This is a genomic window from Nonomuraea typhae (genome assembly GCF_009760925.1).
GTDB lineage: Bacteria > Actinomycetota > Actinomycetes > Streptosporangiales > Streptosporangiaceae > Nonomuraea > Nonomuraea typhae.
The window spans coordinates 1,352,648-1,366,302 of sequence record NZ_VRLV01000001.1; the positions used below are offsets into that span (position 1 = coordinate 1,352,648).

At 68.8% G+C, this 13,655-nt stretch carries 12 protein-coding genes; 10 read left to right on the top strand and 2 right to left on the bottom strand.

Annotated elements, in window-relative coordinates; all coding sequences use genetic code 11:
• Nucleotides 1–249: 249 nt before the first annotated feature.
• Complete coding sequence (locus tag FVE25_RS06265) at nt 250–1,869, top strand: NB-ARC domain-containing protein (protein WP_181019462.1); 1,620 nt, start codon at nt 250–252, stop codon at nt 1,867–1,869.
• Here FVE25_RS06265 and FVE25_RS06270 read toward each other — a convergent pair.
• Nucleotides 1,846–3,369 carry a DUF1349 domain-containing protein gene (locus FVE25_RS06270; protein WP_157245372.1) on the bottom strand — a complete coding sequence of 508 codons (1,524 nt, stop codon included), beginning with the start codon at nt 3,367–3,369 and terminating at the stop codon, nt 1,846–1,848. The two genes, FVE25_RS06265 and FVE25_RS06270, sit on opposite strands and share 24 nt — an antisense overlap.
• Nucleotides 3,370–3,511: 142 nt before the next feature.
• Here FVE25_RS06270 and FVE25_RS06275 point away from each other — a divergent pair, with 142 nt between their 5' ends.
• The 3 genes from FVE25_RS06275 to FVE25_RS06285 all read left to right on the top strand — a co-directional run bounded on the left by FVE25_RS06275 (nt 3,512) and on the right by FVE25_RS06285 (nt 6,493).
• Nucleotides 3,512–4,174, top strand: a complete 663-nt coding sequence (locus FVE25_RS06275; RefSeq protein ID WP_157245373.1) for a response regulator transcription factor — start codon at nt 3,512–3,514, stop codon at nt 4,172–4,174.
• Nucleotides 4,171–5,274, top strand: a complete 1,104-nt coding sequence (locus FVE25_RS06280; protein WP_157245374.1) for a sensor histidine kinase — start codon at nt 4,171–4,173, stop codon at nt 5,272–5,274. Before FVE25_RS06275 ends, FVE25_RS06280 begins: the two co-directional genes overlap by 4 nt.
• A 70-nt stretch (nt 5,275–5,344) precedes the next feature.
• Nucleotides 5,345–6,493: an NADAR family protein gene (locus FVE25_RS06285; protein WP_157245375.1), complete on the top strand. Its 1,149-nt coding sequence runs from the start codon at nt 5,345–5,347 to the stop codon at nt 6,491–6,493.
• Nucleotides 6,494–6,523: 30 nt separating this feature from the next.
• Here the strand turns inward: FVE25_RS06285 and FVE25_RS06290 are convergent, their stop codons facing one another.
• A complete protein-coding gene (locus tag FVE25_RS06290) occupies nt 6,524–8,047 on the bottom strand; it encodes a phosphodiester glycosidase family protein (RefSeq protein WP_181019463.1) in 1,524 nt (507 codons plus the stop codon).
• A gap of 188 nt (nt 8,048–8,235) precedes the next feature.
• Between FVE25_RS06290 and FVE25_RS06295 the strand changes: the two genes are divergently transcribed.
• From FVE25_RS06295 to FVE25_RS06320, 6 genes are all read left to right on the top strand, one after another.
• On the top strand, nt 8,236–9,534 hold the full coding sequence (locus FVE25_RS06295) for an alkaline phosphatase family protein (RefSeq protein WP_157245377.1): 1,299 nt from the start codon (nt 8,236–8,238) through the stop codon (nt 9,532–9,534).
• Nucleotides 9,535–9,630: 96 nt separating this feature from the next.
• The gene (locus tag FVE25_RS06300) at nt 9,631–10,833 is read left to right on the top strand and encodes a hypothetical protein (RefSeq protein WP_157245378.1); all 1,203 of its coding nucleotides are present in this window, start codon (nt 9,631–9,633) and stop codon (nt 10,831–10,833) included.
• A 1,152-nt stretch (nt 10,834–11,985) separates the two neighbouring features.
• Nucleotides 11,986–12,138, top strand: a complete 153-nt coding sequence (locus tag FVE25_RS06305; RefSeq protein WP_157245379.1) for a DUF1427 family protein — start codon at nt 11,986–11,988, stop codon at nt 12,136–12,138.
• Nucleotides 12,135–12,365, top strand: coding sequence for a DUF1427 family protein (locus tag FVE25_RS56945; protein WP_157245380.1), 231 nt, complete (start codon nt 12,135–12,137; stop codon nt 12,363–12,365). Before FVE25_RS06305 ends, FVE25_RS56945 begins: the two co-directional genes overlap by 4 nt.
• A 6-nt stretch (nt 12,366–12,371) precedes the next feature.
• Nucleotides 12,372–13,175, top strand: a complete 804-nt coding sequence (locus tag FVE25_RS06315) for a DAPG hydrolase family protein (RefSeq protein ID WP_157245381.1) — start codon at nt 12,372–12,374, stop codon at nt 13,173–13,175.
• A gap of 235 nt (nt 13,176–13,410) precedes the next feature.
• The gene (locus FVE25_RS06320; RefSeq protein ID WP_157245382.1) at nt 13,411–13,629 is read left to right on the top strand and encodes a transposase; all 219 of its coding nucleotides are present in this window, start codon (nt 13,411–13,413) and stop codon (nt 13,627–13,629) included.
• Nucleotides 13,630–13,655: the final 26 nt, after the last annotated feature.

The window sequence follows — 13,655 nt, forward strand, 5'->3', positions numbered from 1 at the left end:
CCCGATCACGTTGCCGCACCGGCCGGTGATCACGGAAACCCGCACCGAGCGAACTACAGCCGGTTACTGACCACACGTCGCGACAGAGCCGGCCGGCCATGGCCGCTGTCAAACGCCTTGTGTCGTTCTGATATCGGCACACCGGCGAATCTGCGAGGGTATGACTCCGGGCTACCCGCGAGCCCGGAGCAGGTCCTGGAGACATTCCTGCGCGCCCTGGGCGTTCCCGCGGGGAGGATCCCCTCCGATGTGGAGGCGCAGTCCGGCCTGTATCGATCGCTGCTCGACGGCCGCCGCATGCTGATCGTGCTGGACAACGTCAACCACGCCCGGCAGATACGACCGCTCCTGCCTGCTTCGCCGAGTTGCCAGGTGGTCGTGACCAGCCGTAGCCGGCTATCAGGCTTGGCCGCGCGGGAAGGTGCCTCCCGGGTCAGCCTCAATCCCTTGAGCGCGGCCGATGCGACCGAGTTGCTCCGTCAGATCATCGGCACGGCCCGGGTCGAAGAGGAACCCGGCGCGCACGCGGCCCTTGCCCACCGGTGCGTGAACCTGCCCCTTGCGCTGCGAGTGGCGGCCGAGCGGGTGGCCGCCCACCCTCAGTCGAGGCTGGCCGACCTGGTCGAGGAGCTGGATGTCGAGCGCAACCGCCTGAACGTGCTCGCCACTGACGACGACGAGACCACGGTGGTCCGCACCGTGTTCTCCTGGTCGTATCGCGCCTTGCAGCCGGAGACTGCCCAGGCGTTCCGGCTTCTCGGCCTGCATTCCGGGTCGGATCTCGACGCCCAGGCCGCCGCCGCGCTGATCGGCACCACGGTCACCGAAGCCAAACGCCTCCTGGGCCTTCTGAGCAGTGTCTGCCTACTCGAGGAAGGCGGACGCGACCGCTACCGCTTCCACGATCTCCTGCGCATCTACGCCACCGAGCTCGCAGAAGCGGAAGAGACGGAGACCATCAGGAAGGACGCGATCCTCCGTCTCCTTTCCTGGTACCTGCACAGCACCGACGCCGCCGACCGGATCCTCATGCCGCAACGCCGCCATGTGTCACTCGAGCCCGCGCACCCAGATCACCCGCCGCGCTCGTTCTCCACGCACGGCCAGGCCCTTGACTGGTGTGAAGCCGAACTTCCCAACCTGATCGGCGCCATCCGCCAAGCGGCCGATCTCCGCTTCCACGAGATCGCCTGGAAACTCCCCAACGCGCTGTGGAGCTACTTCTACCTCCGCAAGCACTGGGCGGACCAGCTCGCCGTACTCGAAATCGGTGTCCATGCCGCCGAGCTGGCCGACGACCCGAACGGCAAAGCCGAGAACCTGGTCATTCTCGGGCTGGCACTCCGTGACCTCCACCGAACCGACCAGGCGATCAGCGTGCTGGAAGAATCCCTGGCGATGGTGCGGGCATGCAGCGCTTCGAGGAAGCGATCACCTGCTACGAACAAGCCCTCGGCATCGCCCGTGAGATCAACGACCGCTGGGGAGAAGCCTACGCACTGCACAACGCCGGTGACGCTCACTACGGCCTACGGCGGTTCCAAGAGGCCATCACTCATTACGAGAAAGCCCTCAACATCCGCAAGGACATCGACGACCGGCAGGGCCAAGCACAAACCCTGCACCAACTCGGCACATGCCACTTCGGCCTGGCCCGGCCAGAGGCGGCACGCGAACTCTGGAACTCGGCCCTGGCTCTCTTCGAGGACCTCGGCGCACCTCAAGCAGAAGAGACCCGCAGCCTCATCAACCGGAGCGCTGCTCCATGACGGCGCGATGGACGGCGGGCGTCGTCAGCGTATTTCCGCCGCACACGACCAGGTGCTGATCTCCAAGACCCAGGCCTTAGGGGAGCGCAACCTCATGTGAAGCCTTCCTGCGGTGTACGGCTACCGCCGCCCCCAGAGCAAGAACGGCATATCCACATGTCACGCTCAAACCCGCCCATGGAGGGAGCGAGTAATAGCCCCCGATCAGCGACTGATCCACGTCCACATGCGCAAACGTGGGGACACTCTGCGTGATCGCGAACCCGGCGGCAGGAGTGATCATCAGCAGCCACGGCGCCAGCCCCGCGGCCGCCAGCAGGTAAGGCACGACGACCAGCGCGATGGCCAGCCCGATGGCCACGATGGACCGCCTGACCAGCGCGGCCAGGCCCAGTGCCAGTACGGCGGCGGCCGCGCTCAGCGCCGCGTAGCCGGCGATCACCCGCAGCTCGGTGCCCAGGGTGATCGGCTGGATCGGGTTCTGGTTGGCACGCAGTATCGCCAGGCCGAGAGGGACCACGGCCCCCGAGGCCACCAGCCCCGCCACGAACGCGACCGCACCAACCACCGCGGCCTTGGCCACCAGCAGCCGCGCCGGATGCGGCCCGGCCCCGCGGCCGGCCCCGCGGCTGACCCCGATCAGCCCGCGCCGGTGTTCCGCAGTGAAGAACGTCACCGCCGCCACGAGCACCGGGATCAGCCCCAGGGCCCCGCCGACCAGCATGAGGTCGGCGCGCAGACCGCCCTCCATCGTGGCGGGCCCGATGTCACCGCCCCCGGTCACGATGAGCTTGCCGCCGGACTCGACGACTCCGCCCGGGTGATGGGGGGTCTTGCCGTCGGACTCCATGACGACGCCGACGTCGTCGCGGCGCCACGGACCGTTCGCGCCCTGGAGCTTGATCTGGTCGAAGGTGGCGGTGGCCTGGGCGAAGGCTTGCGCCATGCCCCACAAGGCGCCTGGCGAGGTGGTGAACAGCCCGATCTCGACCGTCTCCGGCAGCCCGGTCAGCTTGACCGTGCTGACCTCGGTCCACGTCTGTCCGTCGTCCGACTCGTAGCCGGTGATGGTGTCGCCCGACCTGGTCAGCCGCAGCCACTGCGGGCCATGGTGAGGACCGCCGGGCACGTCGTGGGTGAAGTTGTGCTGCATCCGCACGCCGTGCTCTCCGGTGAGCATGACGGCGGCATACGGCGTGCCGTGCTTGAGGCTCTGCCTGACCAGAAGCCCGGCCTTCGCCCAAGGCACCACCCCCTTCTTGACGTTGCGCACCCCGGGTACGGCGTCCGGCAGCCGGATCTGCCCGGTCATGTCCGACACACGGGCGGTGATGCCGCCGTTCCCCGTGAGCGGCTGGTGCACGAAGTAGTACTTGTCCTTCACGGCCGTGCCATCAGGTCCAACCAAGGGCGCGGGGCAGGGGCCCTCTCCCTTCCCGGTCACGCAGGTGCTACGGGTGCCCCCGGCGATCAGCAGTCCGAGCGACACGGTGACCAGGACGGAGGCCGCCATGGCGAGCACCCAGCGCGGGGCGGAGCGGAACTTGGTCCACTCCGCGCGCAGCAACTGGCCGGATCGGTGAGGGGTGAATGCACTCATGCCGACGGTTGTACGCGGCACCCGGTTCCAGCCGGGTCGCAGTTGCTGCGACCCGGCTGGAACCTGGGATCTGCCATCGTTGACCCATGGCACCTCGACTCGGCGGCCGCCCCGCCCGTACGACGATCGGCGGTGAGCGGCGGTGAGGGTCCTCGTCGTCGAGGACTTCGAGGTCCTCGCCCGCTCCATCGGAACCGGGCTGCGTCGTGAGGGCATGGCCGTCGACGTCGTCCTGGACGGCACCGCCGCACTCGACCGCCTGGCCGCCACCCGCTACGACGTGGTGATCCTCGACCGCGACCTGCCCGGCGTCCACGGGGACGAGATCTGCCGGCGGCTGGCCCATGATCGCTGCGAGAGCCGCATACTGATGCTCACCGCCTCCGGCACGATCGAGGACCGCGTCGACGGGCTCAGCCTCGGCGCCGACGACTACCTGCCCAAGCCGTTCGCGTTCGCCGAACTGGTCGCCCGCGTACGTGCCCTGGCCCGCCGCGCCACCCCGCCGCTACCGCCCACTCTGATAGGCGGGGACATCACCCTCGATCCGGCCCGCCGTACCGCTTTCCGGGCAGGCCGGCGGCTGGAACTGACGGCCAGGGAGTTCGCCCTGCTCGAGTGCCTGCTCGCCGTACCCGGCCTGGTCATCTCCGCCGAGGAACTGCTTGAACGCGTCTGGGACGAGGCCGCCGACCCCTTCAGCAGCGCCGTCAAGCACACCATGCACCGGTTGCGGGCCAAGCTCGGCGACCCGCCCGTGATCGAGACCATCCGCGAAGCCGGCTACCGTTTCGGACCGGCATGACCTCCCGGCGGCTCGCCAGAAGGCCCCTGCAGACGCGGCTCGCGCTCGCCTACGCGGCGGGCTTCTACGCCGCAGGGGTCTTCGTGCTTGTCCTCGTCGCCGTCCCGCTCGCCGGCATCGATGCGGCCATACCCAAGGGCCGGCCCTCAGCGAGCGCGACCACCGAAACCGGGCCCGGGATCGGCCTGCCCCACCTCCTCACGGGATCCGCCGTCGCCCTGGTCGTTCTGATTCCCGTCGCCCTGGCTCTGGGCTGGTTCGTCGCCGGCCGCTTCCTGCGCCCGCTGCGCGCCATCACCACCACCGCCCAGATCATCTCCGCCGGAGACCTCCACCGGCGGCTTTCCCTCGGCGAGCCCACCGACGAGCTGACCGAACTCGGCCACACCCTCGACGACCTGTTCGCCCGCCTTCAAGCCTCCTTCGACGCCCAACGCCACTTCGTCGCCAACGCCTCGCATGAATTGCGCACCCCTCTGGCCGGCCAGCGCACCCTGCTTGAAGTCGCCCTGGCCGACCCCGACGCCGGCACCGACACCCTGCGCTCGGCCTGCCAGGAGGCCCTCGCTCTGGGCGAACACCAGGAGCGGCTCGTCCAAGCGCTGCTCGCGCTGGCCACCAGCGAACGCGGCGTCACCCGATGGGACACCCTCGACCTCGCCCACGTCGTCGACGGAGTGCTCGCCTCCCGCCGCGACCAGGCAACGGAGAAAGGCATCGACCTCGCCGGACACCTGACACCCGCCGTGACGGCCGGAGACCCGAAACTGATCGAAAGCCTCGTCGCCAACCTCATCGACAACGCCATCCGCCACAACCAAACAGACGGGCACGTAAAGGTCACCACGCAGACCTCCGGTGTGCAGGCGGCCCTTACGGTCACCAACAGCGGGCCAGTCATCCCCGGCAACCAGATCCAGCGCCTCTTCCAACCCTTCCAGAAACTGGCGCCCGATCGTCACGGCCGTCGCGACGGCTACGGCCTCGGCCTGGCCATCGTCCAGGCGGTCACGCAGGCTCACCACGCCACCCTCACCACCAGCGCACGCCCGGAAGGCGGCTTGTCGATCACCGTGCGGTTCGCGCAGAACCGCCACTAGCGTCGGGTGCAGCCGTTCGGCCGGCGCCGACCGGGCAGCTCCACGAAACACCTCCTCTACGCTTCTCAGCGTGCTGAACAGACGGACATACCGGGTCGTGGACGGTGAGCGGATCGAGGGCACCTGGCGGCCGATCTTCATCAACAACGGCGGAACCTACGTCTTGACCGATCTGCTGATCTACGCCGACGGAATGATCGACTGCTGGGACACGGTCGATCTCGACGGACTGCGGACCAAACTGGAGCAGGGGTGGATCGCGACCCGCATCGAGCCCGGCGCGCGGGCATCGGCCGGCGACCTGGCCGGCTGGGTCATGCACGATGCCAGCGTCTGGATCGATCCGGACGACTTCCTCGTGCAGGTCGCCGACCAGATCGACCGGCTGAACGACCGCCCGGACTCCACGGGAAGGTGCCTGCTGGCGCTCGAGCGATACCTGACCAGCCGGAGCGACGCGGACCGACGCACTCTGGCCGGCCTCTATCTGGCGATCCCGGCGATGGACCGGCGCTACGCGCTGGGCGACATGGACCACAAGGACTGGCCGTTACGCGTCGTGTGCACAGAGGCAGGCGACCTGCTGATCGGCGAGGGCGCGGCCGGGCACCGTCCCGTCGTCACCCACGAGATGCGCCAAGTGGCCTTCGACTACTTCGCCGAGCGCGACCGTTCCGTCGCCGAGTACCGCCGCCGCGAACCCGACGATCCATCGCAGCCTCGCCGCGCACCCGTGCAGCTCAACGCGGTCGTCTTCCCCAAGGGCTGGCCCAAGGACGCGGGCGTCCTGGTGCTGCGCAACGAGTATCCCGCCCCGATCGAGCACGCGGGACGGCTCTACCCGACCGTCACCCACGCCTACTGGGCGCTGTCCACTCGGGATCCGGAAGTCGCCGAGCGCATCCGCACGGCACCACGGCCCCATGACGCCGCGCAGATCGCCGAGGGTACGGCCCGCCGTACGCACTGGTCCGACATGCGGGCCGCGGTCATGGCGGCCCTGCTCCGCGCCAAATACGCCCAGCACCCCGCGCTCGCGGATCAGTTGCTGGCCACCGGCGACGCCCCCATCCGCTACACCGGACTCGGTTCTGACTACTGGCTCACCGGCGGTCAGAAAGGCGCCAACTGGATCGGGCGGCTGCTGGAGCTGGTCCGTGCCGAACTGACCGCCCAGCGCGAAGGGTTCCCGACCGGGACCGGAGACGCAACGCGCTGAAGCGGATCACGCGCACCCGACGGACAGCGCCTACGGCCGGACTAGCACGACGTTGCCGAGCGAACGCTGACCGGTGGCGTCGGAGGGACGGTTGACGATGCCAGTGGGCGCGGTGACCATGACGCTCGACCCGCCGCCGTCGAGGTTCATGGCCTCGTGCGCGCCGAGCCGCTTCATCAGCGCGGCCGTCTGCGCGATCCCGAGCCCCTCGCTGTACCCGGCCTGCCGCCCGTCGACGACCACCAGCATCAGCCTGCCGCGCCCGTCCACGCCGATCATCGAGCGAGGGTTGCTCCTGATCAGCCAGTTGTAGGTGAAGGTCTGGTCCGTGCCTTCACGGATCAGCCCGTCGGCCATGGCGTTCACCGACACCTGCCCGTCGCGCACGAGCGTGGGGCCGACCTGCAAGATCGTGGTGTCCTTGGTGAGCGGGACGCGACGGCCTTCGCCGTCCTTGACGCGTTCGGTGAAGGTCACCCGCTTGCCGGCGGACAGGTGCCCGAGCAGCCACGCGGCGCTCTCACCGATCGCCTGAACGGTCGATCCGCCGACGGGAGCGGCCGCACCGCGCGTGGTGTTCACCGCGATCACCTTGCCGCGGGCATCGAGTACGGCTTCCGCGCCCTCGCCCGCGGGCGGCTTGCCCCATTCAGGAGTGAACCGCACAAGCTCACTGCCGTCAGTACATTTCAGATCATGCTGCGGCTTCTCGGTCGGCTGGTCACCGCCGACGCCGCCGCAGTTCCACACCTCACCGGGCAGCCTGTTGACGCCGTCGAGCTCGATCGAGTCGCGGCCGGTGCTGAGCGTCACGTGGGCGGTGTAAGCGTCGACGTCCACGCGCCGGCCGCCACGGGTGATCTTGATGCCGCCACGCCCTTGGGTGGCCGAGCCGATCAGCTTGCCGTCCTTGACGTACAGGCCGCCAGGGGCGCTGTTGTAGAACCACTGAGCGTTGATCCCGGCGACGGCGCCCGCGGCGGCGGCCAGGTCGGTGAGCCTCTCCGTGCCGTTGAGCGTGGGCCCGAAATCGGTGCCGACCGTGCCGCGGAACGTGCGGAAGTCCACCCGGAGCACGTGCACCTTCTGCGGCGCGCCCGCGTCGGCGCCGTCCTGCGCGGTGTAGCGGGTCCCACCGGCGAACCCGGCCGCGCGGATCCTGCTCAGCATCGCCGACGCCTCGCCGCCGGCCGCGAAGCGCCCGACCCGGACGATCCAGCCGAGAACCCCGGCCGGATGGTCGGCGAAGGCGGGCGAGTCCACCTGCTCGACGCGCGGCTCGAACCCCTTGTCCCGCAGCGCCGTCGCCACCCGCTCGGCGATCTCCTTGGAGCCGAGCGCCGTGCCCGCCGTGCCCAGCGGGCCGTCGATGGTCGCGGGCAGATACACGTGAACAGTCCAGACGTCGTCGCCGTCCACGGCGCCGAGCGCGAACGAGGTCAGGGTCACGCCTGGCGCCACCGTGGTGGTCGCCGGCTCTTCCCGTGCCCCCGCGGGCGCGCTGTTCAGCAGTACGGCTGCCGCCACCGCCACGGAGAGGAGTTTCCTGGGCATGTGCCTCCTTTGTCCGTCGGCATGTTGCCAGCAGGCCGGAAACATCGGGTGACACGCGCCTGAACAGAGCCACGGGCCCTTCACCGCCGCATTGCCCGGAAGTTCAGGAAGAGGTCACCGGATGCCGGTGTGATCGCCGGGCGGCTTCCTTTACGTTGGTACGGCTGGCGCGAAGGCAGGGAGCGGCGATGTCGATCTCTCGACGTACGGTGCTGGGCGGCATGGCGGCGGTCGGCGCGGCCGCGGCCACGGGTGTCGCCGAGGCCGCGGCGTGGGCAGGAGGACCGCGGCGGGCCAAGCATGTGATCGTGGTGGACTGGGATGGCTTCGACCCGAGCTACCTGGGGCGTGTGGCGACCCCTCAGCTGGATCGGCTGGCCGCGCGGGGGACCCTGGCGGTGGCGGAGGGGACGTTCCACACGGTCTCCAATCCCTGCCGCGCGTCCATGAGCACGGGGGCCTATCCCGAGGTGCACGGCAACGTCGCCTACGTGTTCGATCCGGTGAGCGGCAGGGCTCAGGGGCAGAGCCGGTTCCTGGCGGCGCAGACCATCGCCGAGGCGCTGGCGGCCGAGGGGCGGACCGTCGCCTCTGTGCAGTGGTACATGATCCAGAACCACGGCGTGCGCTACGGCGATCCGGAGCATCTGTACGTCCAGCCCGGCGGCGGGTTCGGGCAGCGGGTCGACGTGGCGATCGACATCCTCAACCTGCGCCCGGTGCTGTCGGACGGTCAGTGGGTGACGGTCCCGAAGGTTCCCGACCTGCTCGCCGTCTACAGCTCCGACCTCGACGGTCTGGGCCACGCGGAGGGCCCGGACAGCCCCGGTATGGCCGCGCTGCTGGCCGCGCACGACCGTCAGCTCGGCAGGCTGGTGCAGGCCACCAAGGATGTCGGGATATATCCGGATACCGCATTCCTGCTCACGAGTGATCATGGCATGACGGCCTGGAACCGCAGCGTGCTCCCCCACGTGGTCGAGGCCGTCGAGGCCACCGGTCACAGCGTGGAGATCGTCCCCTCGGGCGCCGCCCCGGATCCCGGCACCGAGGTCGTCATCGTGCCCAACGCGGTCCGGGTGGGCGACATCACGCTACGCGGTCCCGCCTCCGGCCCGCGCGCCCGCGTCAGGATCCGGGCGGCGCTACAGCGGCTTCCGCAGATCGGCCGTGTACTCGACGACCGCGCGTTACGGTCGCTGCACGCCGGCGACAAGCTCGGCGACCTGGTGGCCGAGGCGAAGCCCCCGTGGGGATTCGGCTACCCCGAGCCGCCCGCAGGGGAGTGGCGCGGGGCGCACGGCAGCCTGCGGGAGATGAAGGTTCCCCTGCTGCTGTCCGGAGCGGGTGTCCGGCCGGGCCTTCGCCTGCGCCGGCCACGGCTGATCGATGTCGCCCCCACGATCGCGGCCTTGCTCGGCGCCCGTCCGCCCGCACATGCCCAGGGGCGGGACCTGACCGGGAACGCCGGATTCCCGCTGACTTAGCGATCTAGGGAGCGGGCGGAAGGGCCGTGCCCGGCACGGCCCTTGTGGTCGCCGGATGAACCCATGCCCGCGGGTCCGGCGAGATCGTGCGGCCGCATGGACGCCACCGGCCGGCGGATCACCTTCGACGCCGTTGCGCGCGAGGCCGGCGTCTCCCAGCCCTGGCTCTATGTCCAAGCCGATCTGTGCGCCGAGATCCAGACCTCCGTCCAGCGCCATCCCGCCTCGACGGCGGCGCAGAGGAAACCGGTGATCACTGGTACGCTCCGGGCATTCCTGAAGATCAGTCGATCGACTGCCACGCCCTCGAGGGACCTGTATATGCGCCGGTTGCCAGCCTTATTCTCCGCTGTCCTCATCGGTTCAACGACGGCACTCACCATCCCGGCTCCGGCCGAAGCCGCCGTCCCCGATGTGGTGCGTGCCGTGCAGAACCAGATGGCCAAAGGCGCCACCATCAGATACACGCAGTACGGAACTGTCTCCCTGGGCAGCAGAAACAAATACGGCGGTCAGGCCCGGGTCTTCCGCTACCAGATACTGCAGAACGGAACGATGCTCGTCGGCAAGAGCGGCGTCAGCGCGGTGAACACCACCCGCCGGGTGGAGTTCAACCGTCACCTGATCTCGCTGCCCAAGGAGCGCGCCGCCGAGGGCGACCTCGTCTCGCAAAGCCTGCTCGCCCAGATCCAGCCGCACCGCTGGGTCAACACCAGCGGGCGCTTCTACAGCACCGGACGCCTGTGGACCGCCGAGCTGCCCAAGGGTAAGACCTGGGCGCGGCGAACCAACCGCAGCCCCGCGGCCACGGCCTTCAGCGACTCGCTCTTCAACCCCTTCGAGATCCCGACGCTCAGGGCGCTGATCCCGCGCGCGGAGAAGAAGAGGTTCAACCTCCCGAACCCGGCCGGCAAAACCCCCGATCGCAAGGTGACCGGGTTCTACGCCGGCTGGCTCAGCGCCGCCGAATGGTACGACCTGTCACCCACGTTCCGCGAAGTCGTGGGCCAGCGCCCCGATGCTAGCTACGCCAACCACATGATCGGCTGGAAGATCGACTTCGACAAGCAAGGGCTGCCGTTCAAGTTCGGCGCCGGCTGGTCGAAGGATCCGGGCAGGGGACCCGAAACCGGCGGCGGCGCCGGGATCGAAATCCAGAGCTGGGGGCCGCTCACTACCATCGCCGAACCCCGCCCGGCCCAGGCCGCCGCCGTCCGTGCCCCAGCCGGAGGGCTGCCTGAGTTCGACGACTTGGGAGAAGTGATCAGAGAGGCCGTCCGGCCGACAAACAAGCCGTGAGACGAGCCGACGCCGCTGCAGGCCACGCGGGGCGGCCGGGGCGCCATGGGTGTGCGACACGATGCCGGATCATGTGGATGTTGCGGCGTTTGCGCTTGTTGTGGCGGACCTACTGGTCCCCGCCGGTCCCGCGTGGCCGCTTCCGGCGTCGGCCCTTCGGTCTGATCACCGAGCGGAGCATCTGCACGCTCAGCTGATCGTCGTCCGGCTGGAGGCGACCTTCGGCCACGGGGAGGGGCTGAGCGCTGGGCGTGGCAGGCGCGGATCGAGGCCCGGCTGGGCGAACTGCAGGCTGAGTGACGGCCTGGCTGTCCGGCCCTGGAAGGTGGCCTTCAGTCGGCGAACACTGCACTGGACAGTGCGAGGGAGGCCATGAGGTGGCAGGATCTGCGGGATCGGTTGCTGCTCGGTCCGGCGACCGGGCCGGTTGAGCAGGTGGCCCTCCCGGGCGGGTGGCCGCAGGAACTGCGGGCGCTTGTCGCCGAGCAGCACGGGAAATCGACGCGATCCGGGGCGCGACGCCGAGGGAGAAGACGCGGATGAAGCAGGTCAACGTGGAGCACGCGGGCCGAACGTTTCAGGAGCGTTGCTGAGCTCCGAGCAGCCGCGCGGCCGCTTTGCTTGGAGGTGAGCGAGGGCTTGCGCCATGTGACGTGGGCGTGGCAGGCCGTAGGCGACCTCGTGCTCCACCAGGTGCGTGGGGATCACGAACTGGTTCACCTTCCCGCAAGTCTCGTCCGATGGCGGAGTAGATCAACAAGACGTCGCGCGGCGATCATCAGCGGGCCGTGTCTGGCCCCCGGCCTGTATCCGGTCGCTGTCCATGATGCGCCGCACGCCCGGTTCCTCAACCCCCCGGTGATCACCCTGGAGTGCGGGACGCAGGTTCCTGGGCCAGATCGGTATGAGAATGGGGGCGCGTTTCTCACAAGTTGCCGGGTCACCGGCTCGCCGTAGGTGGAAGCAGAGCCCGGCGGCAGTGGGGTGCGGCCGCGCTCCATCTCCCGGGGTAGGACCTGCAACGGAACCTCTTGCCCCAGATCTGGGCCGGTCATGGCTTTGCGCGTGACCGCGGTCGGAAAGGACATCCGCAGAGATGGGGCTTTCGGGGAGCGGCTCGGAAATGAGGTGCTCGACGTGCGGAGGTGAGCGATGCTGCCCTACCTCCAATCGCTGGTCGCCGGGGTGATCGTGGGCGGCGTGTACGGACTGATCAAGGTCCCGTCGCCGGCTCCGCCGACGGTGGCTTTGGTGGGGCTGGCGGGGATGCTGATCGGCTACGGGCTGCCCGGGTTGTTCGGATGACCCGCACAGTCTTGGCCTACGTCATCTCCCTCGGCGCCGGGATCATCGCGGGCCTCGTGTATTGGCTCATGGGGGTGGCGACCCCGGCTCCGCCCTGGCAGGCGCTGTGCGGACTGCTCGGGATTCTCTTCGGTGAGGCATGCATCAGGCGACTACGCGAACGGCTACCGCGCCGCCGCGGCCAGGGCACGCCTGCGCCATCCGATCGAACCGCAGGAAAGGACTGAAACGGCATGATGCCCGTCACCTACTACCCGATTCCCACCCAGGACCTGTTCCGATCCAACGCTGAGCGGATCAAGGGCAAGCCCTACGCCAAGTACTTCAACGGGGACCTGTGGCTGCACGACGAGGTGCTACCGCAGCTGAAGAAGCCGATGGACGAAGCCGACATCCTGCCTAAGTCCGATCTCAACACGCTTCTAGACCCCGGATACCACCGGGTCGAGACGGGCTTCGGTGCCACCAAGGACAACGACGCGTACGTGACCAGCCTGGTCCGCTACCCCGGCTGCAGGGTCGAGATGTTCACCTGGTGGTTCTGGTGGCATTCGGTGGAACCCGAGCGGTACTCCTTGTGGTATCCCTTCAACCACGACCACGCCAACCCCCGGAACCGGGATGCGCTCACCGAGCCCGGACTCACCGACGCCGAGCGCTACATCGGCAACACCCACGACATCGTCGAGTACGTCGGCCCGACCCGCGCCGAACTGGTCATCGAGTTCCATGACGCCGGCGACCTCGGGATCGACAGCAGCCGCATCAAAGAGCCCGAGTACTCCCAAGCCTGCGGCATCATCAATGACAAGAGCTGGATGATCCATCTCCCCCGCGCCACCGAGGACGGGTTCGAACTGCGCAGCCGCTACTACTTCGACAAGTCGATAGCCGCCGCGAGCTCGTCAGGGGTCAGCGCGTACGAGGCGGCTCTGTCCTTCGCCTACGAGATGGTCATCCACGACCAGACCGAGTTCACCCACCTGTCGACCTTCCTCGCTGACATCTACCACGAATTCGGCCCGAGTTCCGCCTGATACGGCAGCCGCCACGCTCTGGCCGAGGGGATGACTCGCCCGGCTGATGCCATCTGGTGAGGGGAGGCTGGCACGAGGGGGTACAGCCGCTCGCGATTATGTCCCTGTGGACGAGCGTCGACGTCGTCGTCGAAGGCCGGCTGCAGGTCCTCGCTCATCCACCGCGCCCCCGTCATCAGCCAGCTCGGGGATCTCGCCGAGCCGGCGCAAGCCGTCGGCCGGCTCGATCGTGGATATGGATGGATGGTCATGGTCGCCCTCCGCACTCGATGTCCGGCCCGATGACCTGCCCGCGCTCCGCCGCTTCGCGACCAGCCTCATCCGTGACCACGACGCCGTCACCGCCGGGCTCACCCTGCCCTGGGGCAACGGTTCTACAGAAGGCACCGTGAACCGACTAAAAATGATCAAGAGAAGCACGTACGGCCGAGCCAACCTCGACCTACTCCGCTGACGGCTCTTGATCATCTGAACTTACAG